The 18,186-nt window shown below is 35.8% G+C and carries 16 protein-coding genes and 1 pseudogene; all 17 read right to left on the reverse strand.

The annotated features are described in order from the left end of the window. Positions 1-347, reverse strand: a pseudogene (locus B3E92_RS00050) (SIR2 family protein); the annotation flags it as partial. A gap of 47 nt (positions 348-394) precedes the next feature. Beyond that, entirely contained in the window at positions 395-634 is a 240-nt protein-coding gene (locus B3E92_RS00055; RefSeq protein ID WP_286768011.1) for a hypothetical protein, read from the reverse strand. 49 nt (positions 635-683) lie between these two features. Further along, positions 684-1,208 (reverse strand): hypothetical protein, encoded by a 525-nt coding sequence (locus tag B3E92_RS00060; RefSeq protein WP_286768010.1) that lies wholly within the window; start codon positions 1,206-1,208, stop codon positions 684-686. Next, the gene (locus tag B3E92_RS00065; protein WP_286768009.1) at positions 1,205-2,143 is read right to left on the reverse strand and encodes a hypothetical protein; all 939 of its coding nucleotides are present in this window, start codon (positions 2,141-2,143) and stop codon (positions 1,205-1,207) included. The genes B3E92_RS00060 and B3E92_RS00065 overlap by 4 nt, the downstream gene beginning before the upstream one ends. Positions 2,144-2,669: 526 nt before the next feature. Then, a complete protein-coding gene (locus tag B3E92_RS00070; protein ID WP_286767983.1) occupies positions 2,670-3,857 on the reverse strand; it encodes a DUF1501 domain-containing protein in 1,188 nt (395 codons plus the stop codon). A gap of 19 nt (positions 3,858-3,876) precedes the next feature. Beyond that, positions 3,877-4,050 carry a hypothetical protein gene (locus B3E92_RS00075; RefSeq protein ID WP_172462357.1) on the reverse strand — a complete coding sequence of 58 codons (174 nt, stop codon included), beginning with the start codon at positions 4,048-4,050 and terminating at the stop codon, positions 3,877-3,879. Further along, complete coding sequence (locus tag B3E92_RS00080) at positions 4,051-5,250, reverse strand: DUF1800 domain-containing protein (protein WP_286894762.1); 1,200 nt, start codon at positions 5,248-5,250, stop codon at positions 4,051-4,053. It lies immediately after the preceding gene. 111 nt (positions 5,251-5,361) lie between these two features. Next, complete coding sequence (locus tag B3E92_RS00085; RefSeq protein ID WP_286894765.1) at positions 5,362-6,828, reverse strand: capsule assembly Wzi family protein; 1,467 nt, start codon at positions 6,826-6,828, stop codon at positions 5,362-5,364. 122 nt (positions 6,829-6,950) lie between these two features. Then, positions 6,951-8,060, reverse strand: coding sequence for a DUF1972 domain-containing protein (locus B3E92_RS00090; RefSeq protein WP_286767980.1), 1,110 nt, complete (start codon positions 8,058-8,060; stop codon positions 6,951-6,953). Next, positions 8,023-9,285, reverse strand: a complete 1,263-nt coding sequence (locus tag B3E92_RS00095; protein ID WP_286767979.1) for a glycosyltransferase — start codon at positions 9,283-9,285, stop codon at positions 8,023-8,025. Before B3E92_RS00095 ends, B3E92_RS00090 begins: the two co-directional genes overlap by 38 nt. A gap of 44 nt (positions 9,286-9,329) precedes the next feature. After that, entirely contained in the window at positions 9,330-10,166 is an 837-nt protein-coding gene (locus tag B3E92_RS00100; RefSeq protein ID WP_286767978.1) for a 6-hydroxymethylpterin diphosphokinase MptE-like protein, read from the reverse strand. Next, positions 10,099-11,130 carry a hypothetical protein gene (locus tag B3E92_RS00105; RefSeq protein ID WP_286767977.1) on the reverse strand — a complete coding sequence of 344 codons (1,032 nt, stop codon included), beginning with the start codon at positions 11,128-11,130 and terminating at the stop codon, positions 10,099-10,101. Before B3E92_RS00105 ends, B3E92_RS00100 begins: the two co-directional genes overlap by 68 nt. A 226-nt stretch (positions 11,131-11,356) precedes the next feature. Then, positions 11,357-12,889, reverse strand: coding sequence for an MATE family efflux transporter (locus B3E92_RS00110; RefSeq protein ID WP_286767976.1), 1,533 nt, complete (start codon positions 12,887-12,889; stop codon positions 11,357-11,359). Positions 12,890-12,903: 14 nt separating this feature from the next. Then, a complete protein-coding gene (locus B3E92_RS00115) occupies positions 12,904-13,527 on the reverse strand; it encodes an HAD family hydrolase (RefSeq protein WP_286767975.1) in 624 nt (207 codons plus the stop codon). Beyond that, on the reverse strand, positions 13,511-14,200 hold the full coding sequence (locus B3E92_RS00120; protein WP_286767974.1) for a cytidylyltransferase domain-containing protein: 690 nt from the start codon (positions 14,198-14,200) through the stop codon (positions 13,511-13,513). Before B3E92_RS00120 ends, B3E92_RS00115 begins: the two co-directional genes overlap by 17 nt. Continuing rightward, complete coding sequence (locus B3E92_RS00125; protein WP_286767973.1) at positions 14,190-15,734, reverse strand: aldolase catalytic domain-containing protein; 1,545 nt, start codon at positions 15,732-15,734, stop codon at positions 14,190-14,192. The genes B3E92_RS00120 and B3E92_RS00125 overlap by 11 nt, the downstream gene beginning before the upstream one ends. Before the next feature lie 50 nt (positions 15,735-15,784). Continuing rightward, complete coding sequence (locus tag B3E92_RS00130) at positions 15,785-18,172, reverse strand: GumC family protein (RefSeq protein ID WP_286894769.1); 2,388 nt, start codon at positions 18,170-18,172, stop codon at positions 15,785-15,787. Positions 18,173-18,186 lie beyond the last annotated feature (14 nt).

Consider the following 18,186-nt stretch of genomic DNA (forward strand, 5'->3'; position numbering starts at 1 on the left):
ACCAAAATTGACGAAGAACCACTTTTGTCGGAATATTCATTAAGAATTTGAGTAATATCTGAATACTCTTTTATCATTATGGCATGTATCCCATATCTAATCAAATCTTCTATTTTAAGTTCTTGCTTTATTTTCGCATATCTATAGTCCTCTTGGTTTTCTTCAGGAGTTTTATAAGGACTATTAAAATCTTTTTCAGAAACCAGCTTAAAGAAGCAATAATGAGTTGGCGTATTGTCTTTAAGTAAGATTTTGATTCTCCCCAAAATGTAATCTAAATTTGGGTCGTCAAAGCTAAACCCAATGAACAAAAACGTTTTTGATAGTAAATCTCCTCTTAAGGCCGTTGAGAATAATTCTTTCTTATCATTGTATGTTTCATAATCATCTTTGGTTAATACGGCTTTTGGACTCTTAAAAAATTGATTTTTTCTTCAATGTCAATATCTGAACGACCATTTTTCCAAATGTTTGCCTGTTTATAAGGGTCTCTTAAACCTTCTGTTAATAGAAAGTCGACACCTTTACTCTCACAGCTTCTTAATAGAAGGGTGACTTTAAAAGCAAAACTTGGATCTACTCCGTTTAATACCATTTTGCTCCGTCTCCTATACTTCAATTTTAGTGTTTGCATATACTAAAATTTAATAACTTCAAACATCCATTAAAATGTTCTTTTTTAGCTAATGGTTGTCTTTGTACACTTTTGAATTAGAAAAGTATGCACTGATTTTTGTTGCGTAAAATATAATTATAATGGATAATAGTAATTTAATACCTTGAGTGACAAGGTTACTAAATTCAAATCCTCTATTTAGAACGTCATTCTGAACTAAATATATGTATTTAAACAGATTCACTATAAAGCTTGGTAATGATAAAATAACCAAAGTGATACCAATTAAGATAAATCCAAATCTATATGCTTCAAATTTATTGCAAGCTAATGCTTTATCATCTGTAGGATCATCTTTAATAAAAAAATGTACAAATACTTCTGATTTTAGTAGGAAAACAAAGGCGATCAATAATTGTAGAATCAAATTAGACCAAAGAATAAGAAGAACCGAATTCTGTTCATTCATGTTTGTACCGTTAATTGATACAGCATTATATAACAATAATTCTTTAGTTGAATTGATACTAAATAAAACTAGAAATATTCCTAGGATTTTTATTGAAATATCAAATAGATCCGTTTTTTTCATGGTTGAATATTTTTATTTTTTATTGACCTTATGCTATTAATCCTTTTGTTTTTGTCAAATCCTACCTCTAGACTAAATTTTTCTATACCTTTTCTGCCACCTTGATATTTGTAATTCAGAAAAACATAATCTTCGGAGTATGTCGCTAATTTCTCAATCTGATTTATAAATACCATGTCTTCACTTTGATTAAATTGTTTAGAAAGATTTTGCCAATCACTTTGATTAATTCTCCCATTTAATCTTTGGGTAATGTAGTAGGAAACATTTTCTAATTCATTATTTTTTACTTTTTTATAGAACTCTTTGAAGTTTGAGTCCAGCTCTAATAGTTCATTTTTATTTAGAAGCCAAGATCTCCTCTTACTTAAATATACATTAATCTTATAAAATGGCTTTTTGGCTGCAACATTTAGAGGTAAATCTATCAGTTTTAAAGATGACTTAATCGAAATCGAATCATTTACTTTCCATGAATTTGATTGTATTATATTAACAAATTCTTTTTTTAAATCGTCGGGTGTATAATAGCCCTCTTGTTTACCAATTCCATGCCTTTCAGTAATTTCTTTTACTAGATTTTCATATTTTAAGCACATTGCATAAATAAATTCTTTTGGTTTATTGCTCTGAGTAACTGTCTGAAAATTGCTGGTATCCCAGTCATATTGTATTTCTGCGAGGGCAGAGTCTTTTTTAAATGTTGTATAAAAAACTAATAGATTAGGAATAGTATTTTGCTCTCTTTGGAATATAATTGGTTGATTCCAACTGGCAACTGTCATAATTTTTGCAGTTGGCAGAAAAATTGCATTTCCCATTTCTTTTTCTTTAGCTAGAAAATGCTGTAGCTTTTGGTTTATATCCGTATCTATCAATTCTTGTGATAGAACAAAATTAGGGATTAGGAGCAAAAGGATAATAAAATGTTTCATTTAGATTTTTCGATAGTATTTGATTAAATATGTCAACAGCTTTTTTATGATATTTAAGGTTTGCGGACATGTATTTTATCCCCAATGTTTCATTGATAATCTCTAAAATAATCTTATGAAAGCCAATTTTGTTGTTTGTAATTTTTATATCAGTGAAATTACTAAAAATTAAATGTTTAATTTTGCTTATTTGATCTTTGACAAAAACATCCTGATATACGATAAAAAGTACTGAACAATGAATTTTTATCATAAAAATTTCATCAAAATATCTTGTTGTAAGAAGTAGCTTTGACAATATATTTCGGATATAAAAAAAAAGGTACTGTTATAAATTCCAAATATTTAGACAAAAAAGTGTAATCTTCCCTTAGCTAGCTACACCTAAAACTAAAGAATTCCAAAAACCGAGCTGGCTGGAATATAAGATTGCACCCATAATAAATAACTACACCTTTAAATAGGTCGTTTTTTTGCAAAATAGGTTAATCAAAAATTTTATCTGTTCACTGGACTCACCGTTCTCTCATATAAAGTCATAGATACCATTTTTCCAGCCCAGAATTCTCCTATCGTCCGCCTTGAGCCAGTTTTTCAATACAGTTGCATAGACTTTACGGAAGTCTTCGGTATAGATGAGATCGCCATCTTTAAGATGCTGCAGATCAGGCAGTGCATTCAATAATCCCTTCTTCTTTAGACCACTTGAAATAAAAAACAGCTGATTAGCAGTTCCATGATCGGTTCCGTTACTCGCGTTCTGAGCAACCCGCCGCCCAAATTCGGAAAAAGTCATCAACAGCACATCGTTAAACAGTCCATTTTCTTTTAGATCGTGTACAAACGCCCTCACCGCATCATTAATAATCTTAAACAGGTTCTCCTGCTGCTGCTTTTGATTGACATGTGTATCGAAGCTCCCGATCTGAAGATAATAAACTTTGGTATTGATATCTGACTTGATAAGAGAAGCTATGGTCTTAAAATCCTTTGCCAAGGCCGAATCGGGGTATTGCATCTTATTTGCTTTGGTTTTGCTTTTATCAAATATATAAGCTGCATTATTGATGGTTGCCCCCAACGTCTGGTAAAGATATTCTACGGTTTCGTCATCATGACGATGCGCTTGATGGATAAATTTAAAGTACTCTTCGCGACTTGTCTGATACATTTTCTTGGGATCTTGAAATGCAAAGGCTTTGGACTTGTTCCCTTTCATCGCCAGGCTCAGCATATCACCGACTTCGAGTGCTTGTGTGGGATGTTCGCATTGGTAACAAGCCTCATCGAGATATCTGCCTATCCAACCGCTTTCAAGATATTCATCGCTCCTACTGGCACTCTGCCAGATATCCATACTCCGAAAATGAGATTTATCAGGATTAGGGTAGCCAACATTGTTCAGCACAGCGATCTCCCCACTATCAAAAAGTTCTTTAAAGAAGCTCAAAGCAGGGTTTATACCGGCTTCGTCCGTCAGAGGCAAAGCATCATGGACCGCAATCACCTTTCGTTCACGAAAATAGATATCGTTTCGTACCGGAATAATTGTATTAAGCCCATCATTCCCTCCGTTGAGCTGCAAAACCACCAATACTTTATTATCCTTTCCAAGTGCTTCGGGCAGAGCCATCGCCTTCAAGAAATTGGGAAGCATCAAAGAAGCAGTAGCCAGAGAGCTCGTTTTTATAAAATCACGCCTTTTAATAATCATAGCTATATTTTTTTAAAGGTTAGCAAAGCTGATATTCGGGCGTGCTCATGACATCGATGATATCCGTGCGGACACGACCATCCGAGAATCGCTGGAATACCTTATGACCTTCGGCCCAGCTTTTTTGTAAAATGATTTCGGAAACATTTCTACCGGCAAAAGAAGCTTCTACCTTGCTCCAATCAATACTCATCTAGGGGTCTTTGAATGTGCTTGTTAGATTCTGTTTTTGAGGAAGTCCCATTTCGAGGTCGTCGTCTGGCCGGGGTTTCAGATCGAGCGGCCTCAGACCAGTCCATATTTGCGGCATCTGCATACGGAGCAATAGTGTAGAGCTATCGATCCAGGATCTTCCTGATGGCCATCCAGCCACATTTGGCGGATAGAGTAGCATCTGGCCCAATAGCTTCTGGTAAGTAATCAAATTTTCGGGAACACCGACTTTCATATCCAATATACGCATCATGCCCACCATTAATTCGATGGGCGACTTAATCTTGCTACCCATATGTTCTTTTTTGAAAAACCAGGGCGATGTGAATATATCTTCGAGCAAGGGCATTATCTCATAACCCGTAGCATACAACTTTTCACTTAAACGATGAATGAGCTTGTCATCTGCTTTTTCATTGACAAAAAAACGATAGATTTTAGTTGCAATAAATTTAGCTGCAGCAGGTTGTTCCAGAATAATATCAAGGATAGCATTGCCATCAAAGTTGCCCGTTTTTCCAAGGAAAGTTTTCATCCCTTCATCGTGGATATTTTTCCTTTGTATAAAAACAGCATCCTTGTTGTAAGACCAGCCAGTAAATGCCCTTGCGGCCTCACGAACATCATGTTCGGTATAGTTTCCCCTCCCCATTGTAAAAAGCTCCATGAGTTCACGCGCAAAATTTTCATTGGGATGTCCTTTGCTGTTCTGCTGATTATTGAGAAAATTGAGCATTGCAGGTGATGTGGAAACTGCCAAAAGGAGGCTTTTGAAGTTGCCGAGTGCATTTTCCCTGATTTTATTCAGCAACAGCTCATTAAACTGCGGGCTGCCGCTCCTTGAAGCAAAATGGCCGTGCCAGAAGAAAGCCATTTTTTCGCGGAGCTGATCTTCAGAGCTGACCATTTCCTGCAGGAATTTGAGGTTAATTTCGTTGATCTGTTTCTGATTTCGTCGCTGAAGCTGTTTTTTCTGTTCGGCATCGAGCTGTGATGCTGGCAGATCATCGAAATCGAGCTTCAGGGGAGTAAAATTAATTGGGCGAAAGGGTCTGCTCTGTGCAAGTTCCTTCCAAAACTCTTCTGGATGAAGATGGTTTAATCTTTCGACCTGCGCAAGGCTGATTCCGAAACCTGCGCGAATGGCCAAATGTTTATTTTTAATAAAGTCCGTTGCCATACCACTTCATTTTTTTAATAGACTGTCTTTCAGCAAAAAAGATTAATCGCCTTTGCTCTTCAATATTAACGCTGACTGAATCTAATAAATTATAGTGCTATGAAAGATAACTTATTTTTTAGCTATGCCGTACACTTTTCGTAAAGATACACGTGCTCCGAAACTATTCTCCAGCAGCTGCCCCTGATCCAAGGCGAGCGATACCCCGAGGTACATTTTATTTTTGAGCTGCCGCTCACCCGATAAAATTGCAGAGAACTGAGATACAGGGACAAATTGTTTCTCGTAAATATCGTGTCTTATCTTTCCAGTAGATTTACCATAAATACTGGTGGCAAAAGTACCATAATGCCTTGCAAATGTCATTTTGCTGAACACATTCCAGCCATACAACTGAAGCCTCGTTCCGATATGGCCAGCCACGACACGATTGCTGATAAAATAATCACCGGGAAAATTTGCCTGTCCAGCACGTGCGCTGTGTGCAGTCACTATCAATGGAGAACCTAGGCCTTGGCTTTTGTAAGACCAGCCCTGTGTATAGTAGTAATTGTTATAATAGTCTTCATCACCCGATTTCGTTGGCTTTGACCAAGGGTATCCCGCCTGGTCCTTGGAATAAAAGAACTCGACCAAAACCTTGTGCCAATCCCAATTTTTTAACGAGTGGCCAAATCGTTTATTGATCAAGGTGATGCCATTTAGTCCATCTGCAATATTGGCCAATTTGGAAATAGCACCTACATCATAGAAATTTTGCCGATAAGCCATGAGTTGCAAATTGTCCCAATCGTAGGAAAAGGCCATATCAATTGAGCCTTGCTGATTCCCTAGCTTTGATCTGGGCACACCTGGGGCTCCATAAGCCTTTCCAAACATCACATACAATAATGTCTGAAAATCATTTAAAGTATAATTACTTCCATAAACCTTCTTTTCAGCCCCCCATTGCACCTGATGACTAATACCACCATAGAAATTGATGCGCCAGTCCTTTTTACCGATGCGTCCATACAACGATTTCTGGTGCAGCAATGTGGGCATATTATTATCGCGTGGCGGTGTTTTAAACTGGCCAGGATCGATCAGCATCTTGCCCATATAGCCATTGGCAAAATTACCTTTAAAGGAAAATAAGCCGTCAAACCAAGGGAGCCGATAATATTCGGAGAGCCTTATATCCAGCATAGGAACTCCTAAGGCATTTCCTGATACGGCAAAGTTGCCTGAGCTAAGAAGGGTATCCCCATTGAGCCCCATCACATCTTTGGTACGGCCCAGTTTGGCTTCAAACATTTTAAACCGCAATTTGGCATGTGCATCAATCAGTTGGCCCTGGATTTTGGAACCCATATTTGCTCGGGCCTCCAGGCCGTATCCCCAGTCCCAAGCGGGAGCCCTTTCCTTTATTTCAGTCCATTCACCTAAGCGGGAGTAATCGCGAGCAGCACGCAGCACTACACTACCCGAAGCACCACTCAGCGGGATAGATCCAAACTGGTTGGACCGCATCCAGAAGGGCACTGCATTATTGCCAGAATATCCTGCATCTACTGTTACCTGGAGGTATTGCCTCATCGTATCTGTCTGTGCAAATAGATTAATGTTACAACCGAGAACTATTATGCTCAATAAAAGAATATAACAACAGATAAAAAAAGTATTTTTCATGCAACAAAAAGCATATAAATGACTAAATATTATTTTCTTTTACCTAAATGAATAATATTATTAAAATGGTTTAGGTACTGTCCTACAATTGTTTCCCAATTATACATTTTATCAATCTTCTCTAAGTTAGCATTTAACATTGAAATATTCTTATGCTCTTTCTTATTAACAGAATCTAAAATCTCACAGACCTCTGTAGCGGTATTAAAATATAAAGCGTCTTCCCCCAAAATATATTTATTAAAGGGATTAGAATTTGCACATATAAGGCTGCTAGACGCCATTGCTTCCAATAATGATGGATTAGTTCCTCCGACTGTATGTCCGTGAAAATAAATATTTGAATAATATCTTAAATTATTTAACTTTTCTATATTATAAATCCCACCAACAAACCTAATATTAGCGTTCCTCTCAAATTTTGATTTCAGATATTTTCCATAAGGCGTCTCATTTTTTCCAATCACTAGGAAGGGTCTATTATGGTTCGCCATATTTACTCCTTCCAATATAATTTCAATACTATTCTCAGGTTCAAGCCGAGCAATTAACAAATCATAATTATATAGATCTAGATTAAATTCGTCGAGAACTTGAGCACTAGGATTTTTAAAAACATCTGCTCCATAAGGTATAAAATCAGATTCCACATTATATTTTAGACTCAAATATTCTTGTATACCAACAGAGTCAGAAATCAAATAATCACTATAATTAACCCCTAGCTTCTCCGCCCAAAGCAAAAAAGAGCGAACTGTGTTAGAATATTTGGTTCTTTTCCATTCCAATCCATCCATATTCGTGGTGATTACAGCATGCTTGGGCATGAGCCATCCCCATACAGAACTACTAGTATATCCTAACTGCAAAACAATATCAACATTTCTTTTTCTAACATCAAGTATGCAGTTTAAGTCATAGATAAACTGTCCCGCTGTTCCAATTTTATCCTCTGGATCATAACAATGAACGATAACAACACCATTCCAATTTTTTTCTTGATAGGGATGATTATGTGAGTTATAAACTATGACGTCATGTCCACTGTTTACAAGTCCCAAAGCCAAGAATTCAGCACACTGCTCAAATCCACCATAATGATTAGGAATTCCTCTCGTTCCTACAATTGCTATTTTCATATTTTAATCTCTTATAGAAATTTATTAATTCTTGATAGTAAATTTGTTTATTAAAATAACGTTTAGCAAACTGCAGAGCGTTAAAACTAAAAGATCGATAATCTTCAGGGTCTAAATTATTGGCCAATTTAATTACTTCTACTAATTCTTGGACATTCTTAGGCTTAAACAAATACCCCGTTTTATTGTCCTCAATTATTTCTGGGATTCCACCTATAGAAGCACCAATAACTGGAGTTGCATTTGAGTATCCTTCCACAATAGTCATAGGATTATTTTCATACCATTCCGAAGGGACAATTATAAAATAAGCATTTTTGACAATATTTTCCAGTTCATAACCAGATTTATAACCTAAGAACTCAATATTTCGTAACGCCCTTTTTTCAACAAAATCAATCAACTCTTCTTCAAGCGGTCCTGTACCAACAATCTTAAGTTTACAAGTATCCAGTAAAGCAAATGCCTCAATCAATGTTTTTAATCCTTTTTCATGAGAAAGCCTGCCATAATAGAGAAAAAATTTATCACCATTAGATTTTTTCTCAGATAAAACTATTTCATCGGCAAAATTGTATAATACGACATTTGCCTTATTCTTTAATTGAGGCATATATTTTTCATGCATCTTCTTAGCAAAAGAGCTCACATATATGAATCCGTCTATATATTTTGCGGGGTTAAAAAATATATTTCTAAAATATTGCTCACTAGCCATCATAGAACTTAATATATAACTATCTTTAGTGCATTTATTACTAATACAATTATAGAACTTATTCCCCTCGCACTTTTCGCATATTTCATTATTCCCATTTTTAAATGTATAAGCTGGACATATAATTCTATAATCATGAATCGAAAATATAATTGGTATAGAATGATGTTTTAAAACCGGTAGAATAGAAGACGATATCTGCCCCCATATCAAATGCACATGAGCAATATCAGGTTTTTCTTCTAAAATTAATTGCTCAAGTTTACGAGCAGATTCAAAATTATAAAAGTAATTGATTATATCTTTTATCGGTTTCAATTTACCCTTTCTTGTTTCTTTTGAGTCTGGGAAAAACCTAGAATAATTTGATTGCAAATTATTATTCCATTTAAGAGAAAATGTCGAAACTTTATGCCCATTCATTTCCAGCAATTCTATTGTATTAAAGAAAACTGCCTCAGAACCACCTTTCCTAAAATTATAAACATTCAGCTGTAAAACTTTCATTAAACTAAACTAATCTATTAAACAATAAGTTATTTAGATAATTATTAACTCGTATAATTATCCCTATTAAATAACGACTCCAAATTGACTCGTTCGTAAACCTCCAGCATTCCCCCTCTAGTACAGTTGAATATTTGAACTCCATTCTTGTCGGCATATTCCTTTGCAATTTTATGGGCATATATCATTCTTTCTCCCACGGTAGCCGCTTGTTTATCAAAAAAACCAGATTCCACAAAGTGATGACTTCCATTTATATCATATGAACAATCACAACCTATTATATAAATTTCATGAAATCCCATATATATTGCTATTTGAATTAATGAATGAACAATTGAATATCCATCATAAACAACTTTAGAAACATCATTAGACACGTTAGATGACAATGGCATTAGCTCACCATGTGAAGAATGCCGGCAATTATATAAAAAATAAGGAATAAAACCTTGCGCTGATTTAAACTTAGAATAAAGCCGATGTCCCACAAAACAATATGGCAAATTAGCATTAATAACATCTTTTTCAATCTTTTCATAAACGTGCATGTCTTGTATACCATAATAGGTCGGCCTCCATTCTGTTTTATCTAATATTTTTACTATAGAATTTACGCTAAAAGACAATTCTCCTTTAATTAGATCCAGATCAGAAATAGTTAAACTTGGGGCAGTTCCAACTATGAAGCATCTCTGTCCTTTGTGAATATTTTTAAATTCTCTAATTTTCAAAAATTTTTTTGATTGATATAACAAATTACTCTTTTGGAAATACAATCTAAACAAATCAAGGGTATCAATAATGTAGTTATTATACACTATCTTTAATCGTATTCCTAACCAATAAATAATCTTTACTTTTTTTAATGTTTCTTGCATATTTAAAATTTTTATTTGGAATCATTAATCCTAGATAGGAAAACAGGTATACTCCTGCCAGCGATTTTGTGACTCCAGTGGCAACACTGGTCACATACATCATTAGCAATGAAGACAATAACATGCTTTTAACTACTTTATTCTTTATTCTATATTCATTTATCACCTTAAAACAACAGAACAAAAGACAGAAAAAGGTAGCAAATCCTATATATCCTAATTGTCCCAAAATCATAGCCCAGTAGTTGTCATTAAGAAATTGGCCATCTTCCTCATTCATTCCCCATAAAGAATCAAAACCATATTTATAATATAACTTTGAATACGCACGCTTAGCTTCTTCACTCCCAAATGTTGCAAATCCAGATCCAATGGGAAAATAATCGTTTGCAACTTTAACCCCGTTATATAAAAAAACCATACGCGGAGATTCGGAGTTTTTTAAATATGTTTCAATTTGATAACTGCTTACAAGTAATAATCCAAACCCAAGAAGAATAATATTTCTGAATTTTAACTTTCCTTCTCTATTAAAAAAATATATAAGTATAGTAAAGATTATAAAAGAGATAAAAATGCCTTTAGTAGTTAAAAGCAATGATAAACAAGCCATTAAAAAATAAAACAATAAAATATTATTCCTTTTTTGTGTTGTTGCTATATTGATTAAAGCAATTATAGTTGTAATACCAAAAATACTAGGATTATCATAGACAAAAGTGAAGGCTTTAATACCATACCTTTGTCCTTCTGTCATACCAATATTTAGAAATTGAGAAACGAATGCGAGGAAAAACACTACAATAATCCATATTTTGGAAAGACTAGTCAATAAATAAACAACGCCATATTTATTGAAACTATTTACCAAATATCTTATAGTAAAAAATGCTACAAAAGGTTTGTAAATGGCAAAAGCATCTAAAACTATAGCATTCCAATTGTTTATTATACCACTTTTCATATTTGAAATAAAACCTATGATATACGATATAAATAGTAAAATAATAAATGTTTTGTCAATTCTACTTAGTTGAGGCCTCTTTATCAAAAACAACAAAAGACATATAGCAACAAATGCTTCGTCATAAAAAGATATATCAAAAAAAGATGCTATCGGGAACATGACTAAAGCGCAGGTTAAAAAACGATTCAAACTCGACTCTAACAATCTTAATTTTAGCACAATACTAAATTTTAAAGGTTTTTCTTAAAAAACTAATAACCAACATGCTCTCTTCTTTATTTAAGAATAATTTAAACGAAGAATAGGTGACAACTATTAAGAACAGAATAGATGTATATAACAGCCTGTTTAACTCAGATGAAAGTTGAAAATAAACGATAGTAGAAATGGCTCCCGAAATAACCGCGATTGCTATACATTTAAACAACACTTGGTTAAGGAAAAAATTAACACTAAACCTCTGCATCTTTGAAAAATAATATAATCTCACAGAACTACATAATAGCGCGACAAAGAATTTAACAACCATTACGAAATAAACTTCGGCACCCCATCTTAAAGCCAAATACGATAACACTATATTAGACAGCATTACACTACTATAAACCAATTGGTATTTTCTAATATTGCCCGACGCTTGAATTGTTATCCACAGCGGAGTTGATATACACTCTAGTAAATATGTTAGCAATATCAGACGACAGAAAATCACAGAATATTCTGGTACATTATTTAACCATATTTTTAAAACAAAAGGCATATTCAATATCAATGGAAAGGCTAACAGCCAACATAAAAGAAAGGAGAATTTAGCCGATTGGATTATCAATTTATCTAAATCATCATCCAGATTTGAGGAGTATAACCTCATAATTCGGGGAATGTATGCTAATTGGAAATTATATATAAATTTATTAACCGCTCCGCTAGCCTGATTTGCAATACCCAATGCTGCATTGACCAAAACCCCAAAGAAAACGTTCACCACAACATTGACTCCTTGGGTAGATAGCAAAGTGGCTCCACCACCTAACATATTCCACCCTCCAAAGAAAAAGATCGAGCGAAATAAATCTCTGTCATACGAAATATTATAAAACTTCACTTTCCAGTTTTTATAACAAAATGTATAGAAACAGAAATTTATCATTAGCGAGGTTATACAAAGCAAAATTGAATATAAAATAAGTTTATCATCGAATCTTACAAACTTAAGAAAGAAGATAATCATTAAAGACAAGAACGCTTCTACTAAGCTAACAATAGCATAAAATTTCATCCTCTCATAAGCCAAGATTAATGAATCAAATGGTAATCTTAAAATTTTTATAAAAGTATCTAAAATCACAAATTGAAATACAATGAAAGCACTCGATAACCTATCTTCAGGTATATTTAACACATAGTTTAAAAAATAATTACCAAAAAATTCTGCTAGAATAAATAACAGCAGTCCTACAAGCAAATAAATTAAATTGCTATTATAGATTATTCTGTTAATTTTCTCATAGTTATTACTAGAAATCTCAGCTGAAATAAAACGCTGAATTGAAGTAGCCATAGCATTTTGAATAAAAGAAAATAATACTATAAAACTTGCTACTAGATTCCATATACCAAAATCTTGGACTCCTAAAGTAGCCAAAATCACTCTGGAAGTATATAAAGTGACTATCATAAGGATAACCATCCTAATATACAAAAATAAAGTACCTTTTGCTACAGAACTATTGTTGTTTTCCTTACTGCCTATCATAACTATTAAATATCTTATTTATTGCTAAAAGACTTTATATAATTATATTCAGACAAATTACTGTTATTATATCCTATAAATTGTATATTATTCATTTTTGATGCATCTAAATCATTAATTGAATCCCCAATTAGTACCACCTCATTATAATTATAATTATAAGCTTTTAATAACTTTGAAACCAGTTCAACTTTAGCGGTAGGGGATCCATTTATAGTCTGAAAATATTTTGATAATCCTAATTCCTTACAAATTATATTTAGTTCTGTTCCATCGGAGCCAGAAACTATATGAAAAGAAAAATTTCTATAGTTTTCCTTTATAAAAGACACACTATCTTCTATTAAAAGCTTTTCATCAATCAATAATCCTAACATAATCGCAGAAAATTCCCTTGCTAATTCCGATATCTTAGATTCAGACACAGATTCTTTTCGGATCTCTTCGAAAAAATACCTAAATTTTACATATCGCGAAAGACCTCCATTTAGATTATGAAATTCCAACAACTGATCAACTTGATCCTTGGGAAAATCAACTAGTGTTCTTGCAAATCCCAAAGAACGGGTAGGCATTGAATCCATGATTACGCCATCAAAATCCCAAAGGATCACTTTATATTTACTTAGTATATCCATACATTAATTCTGCAATTTTAAAATCCTCTTCCCAATCAACATCAAAAGATTCAATTTTATCCATTTCAAGAAGATATGGCTTACTACCTAACCTATTTTTGTCTCGAACATAAATATCTTTACTCGCTATAAACATTACATGATTTATCTCATACAATACTTCTAAGTCCTGAGTCCGCGGCCATGCAAGGGTACTCGCATTATTAACAACTTCACCCCTATTATTTAATAAAAAATTTTGAAATTTCTGCACACTCACTAAAGAGTCGAATCCTTGGGATAAACCATTTAGATAAGAATTTATTCCTCTATCATAGATAGTAGCATCTGCAAAAGGAGTGGTAACATGCCCCCAAACTATATGCTCACCAGATACGACATTCGGAACATAAGCAATAAGATCACTCAAATTAGTACTGTCCAAACATAGATGATCAGGTCTATGATCAATCACTAACTTTCCGAAATCATCTTTAATACTTTCGGCAATTTCTATACAACTTTCATCATTTGTAGACAACACAACTTCCTCTACCATTTTCATGGTCAAAAGTTGACGAAGCTTATGCAGCAATAAACCACCATCTTTACCGGCAAAAGGCCTGGTATTTTTATTTATTACCCGTTGGCTTCCTTTCCGAGTAGGTAGAAAAAAACTAACTTTATTTGTCATAAATCAAACTATAGACTGATTTAACCGGAATTTCATAACGTGTAGGCGTGATAGCTATTACATGGCTTTTATTAAAATCGGCAAAACGATTAAACAAAAATTCATTCTCAGATGTTAATTGCCTCTCCTTTTCAGTAATGGGGAAGTCATTATAGCCATCATAACCTACGAGATAAATTTCATCAGCGCCTAACTCGTGAGTGATTTGCAATGCTAAAGCAGTATGAGAATCCTGATACTTATCTGTAAAGACTACTTTTTCTAATTCAAAACTGTTACTTTTCACACAAGAAGGTATATAGGTTCCCATTTTTCTCGGAAACGGAGGCAGAACTGTTTGTCCTTTGAAACTGTCTAAATCATTGAATACTTTCTCCATCCGATGGCCTTCATTACCTACTAGACAGAATATCTGTCTATTCTTAAGTCCTTGATATGAAAATGCATTTTTGGAACTTGCATATACAATAGTTAAATCAGGATCTGCTGAAATAAACTCCTTTACAGCATCAACATGCTCACAAGCACTTTTACCGCCCCCAATAATAACTACACGATTCGTAGATAGGCTAGGTTTAAAAACTGGCAATTGTTCATTATCCTTTACATTTTGTTTTTGATTTTGAAGGGCTTGAATAATACTATTAAATGAATAAAACCGTGTAGTGACCCAGTCCATCACATCTTTTTGTGGCAAGGAATTAGCACCTGAAATCATGTACGGCAAATTTGTGCCCCATTCATATTTCTGATGTAGACCGGAGAAAGTATTAACAAGGTCTCCCAAAGAGTTAAAATCAACGTCAAAGTTAAATCTGTTATTGAAAGCTGTCAACAACAGCTCTGTCTTCAGATTTCCCGCACCTCTACCCATTCCAGTCACCGTTGAATCCACTATCTCTACGCCGTGATCAATAGCGGTAAGAGTATTGATCAAAGCCAGCTCTAGATTATTATGACCATGGAAACCCAACTTAACATTTAAGTGCGATTTTACCAAAGCAATAGTATCGATAACATCTTGGGGAAATACACCTCCATAAGAATCAACCATATAAAAATAATCGGCTACTCCAGAAACCTTAGAAAGATTACTCTGGAAGTCCAAATAACTTTTCCATTTGGACATGTACATTACATTGAAACCGACTTCGAATCCATAGACTTTTATGCCTTCTGCAAGCTTAATTGCTCTCAAGAGATTTTGAGGGTCAAGTGCAATTCGAATCATGGATACGATCCCTTGCAAAGGTTGCAATAACTCCTTTAAATCTTCTAATCTAGTATCTTTCTCGTTTAGAATAATCACAAGTTTCTTTTGAGACAACGATTTAATCTTTTCGAGTTCATAAATCGGCAAATAAAAATATCTACCCAAATAGCCTTTTATAGGTGTACTTCTATAACCTACCTCCAAATATTCTATTGGTAAATTATTCGTATATTTTATATAATTATCGACAACCTCATCACTAAAATCCCAATTGGTATAGTAACCACCATCACGTAACGTACAATCTAATATCTTGATCATAATAAGATAATTTTAATAAAGAACAATAAAACCAATTTTATATTTCACGTCTATCTTTTTCTCCAAAACATCCACCATTTCCTCCCTTTGGTTGACTGACCGTAGTCTCCATAGCCATAACCGTAACCATAGCCATAGCCATAACCGTAATTATTGTAATACCCACCCTTGGCCTTAATATCATTGACAATCAACTGGATAGGCTTAATCTTATGGCTAGCAACCAAATCATTCGGAATACGCAGCTGCTCTTTGAGGGTAAATCCCTGGCGCACTAGATACAGACAGCAGTCGGCATAGCGCGACAGCAACTGAGCATCGGTCACCATCCCCACAGGCGGCGCATCCATCAATATATAATCGTAGCGCTTGGCCAATTCGTCCATCAGCTCCTGTGTGCGTGGATGAACCAGCAGCTCCGCAGGATTGGGCGGTATAGCACCCGCCTGAATCAAATGTACATTTTCATGGGCCCCCGAAGCCATAATGATTTCATCCAGCCGCATATCGGGCCGTACAATATAGTGGGAAAATCCTTTGCCCGCCGGAAGCCCTAGCTTGGAGGTAATGGATGGTTTCCGCAAATCCAGCTCCATCAACAGAACCTTTTTGTCCAATAAAGCCAAAGTAACGGCAAGATTTAAAGCCACATACGACTTACCCTCACCTGACATCGATGAAGTAAAAAGAATACGCTTTCCGCCGTTGAGGGCAAACTCCAGATTGGTCCGCATCGCCCTAAACTGCTCGGCTATAGGTGAACGCGAGGTTTTGGTAACAACGACCTGTTCCGTATCATCGGAATGGGCAATCATGCCTAGGATAGGAAGCTTATTAACAGCTTCAATATCGTCCATCCCCTGTATACGCAGGTTAAATAGACCCTTCAGGTAGATCACAGCCAATGGAATGGCCAAGCCAAACAGCAAACCTAAGATATAGATCATCTTTCCCTTGGGTGAAAAAGGCTTCTTTTCAGCCTTTGGCGAATCGATCACCTTGGAATTGGACACATTGGCGGTCCGGCCGATGGCGGTCTCTTCCCATTTTTCCTGCAAAAAGATATACTGTGCCTGTTTGATCTGCTGCAAACGCGATAGATCTATATAGCCCCGCTCAATCGTGGGTACCTGATGGATCTGCGAGGTCACCTGATTGGCCAGCGCCTGCTGGCTTTGTTTGGCCAGTGCCAGCTGCTTACGCGTGGAAGCCACATTGGCTATCATGTCTTGCCGCACACCGGCAATCTGGGTTGTAATATTCTGTACAAGTGGATTATCCTCGGTATTGGCCAGAAGCAGGCGTTCACGCTGCAAGACCAGCTCATTGTAGCGCTGAATTAGGGCATTGAACCCAATGTCCTGCGGAATAACGGCCGAAGGCACTACCCGCGGATGCTTCGTATCGTTGAGATAACCTGCCACAGCATCCAAAGCGGCCAGCTGGGTTTCAACTTCCGCAAGCTTAACGGTAAAATCTGCCGAACTGGCAATCAATACCTTGCCCTGCTCGGATATATCGGCCAGCTGATTTCTCTTTTTGTAACCCGAAATCCGGTCTTCTACACCGGCCAGTTCATCGGTGATCTTCGACAGCCGGGCATTGATAAAGGACAGTGTCGAATCGGCAATGACATTTTTATCGTGCAGATTCAGCTCCACATATTTTTGGATTAGCGTGGTCAGCAGCTGCTCTCCATACTTGGGCAAGGTACTTTCAAGTGTCAGATCAATGGTGGATACATTTTTATTGGTCACCTCTACCAGAAGGGCTTTGCCCAGATCGTCCACCACATCCCGGACAGGACTCAGCACAAAGCCATAATCATCCTCCCTGGACTGGTCAAAAGCCGGGTTGGCAACAGCCTTGAGCTTGCATTGCGGCGCCAGGCTAAAGGTTTGTCCCATACGCACACGAAAGCTGGTATCGGAATTGCTCAGTTCAAGTTCATTGGCATTCAGCGGGTGGATCTTGAAACTATAAGGCTCACTAACCGAATCTACTTCGCTCAGCAGCTCCAAAATATAGGGAGCGTTGCCCACAGGCACATTATGTACCCTGCCGGCCTTGAAGTAACGGAGGTAGGCCTTTTCGGCCAGCACCATCTCACGCATCAGATCTGCCGTTTTTAAGACTTCCACTTCATTATCAACGGAGTTCTTGGTGCCCATCAGGCTGGATAGATCGCCCAGTGCAGAAGAGGAAAGCATGCCACCTCCCTTTTTATCGTCGGACACCAATAGCTTGGCATGGACCTTATAATTGGGAATGCTATAGCGCAGATAAAAGAAAGCAGAAAATAGGCCCAAAAAACCGCAAAGGGCAAACCAGTACCAATTGGCCATTATGCGTCCAAAAAAACGCAACAGGTCTTTGTTATCGGACTTTTCAGTCTCAAAATCAAACTCCTCTTCCCAGTCTATATTTTTTTTACTCATACTATTCAATATTT

This window comes from Sphingobacterium sp. UBA6317 (assembly GCF_002440385.1).
Taxonomy (GTDB): domain Bacteria; phylum Bacteroidota; class Bacteroidia; order Sphingobacteriales; family Sphingobacteriaceae; genus Sphingobacterium; species Sphingobacterium multivorum.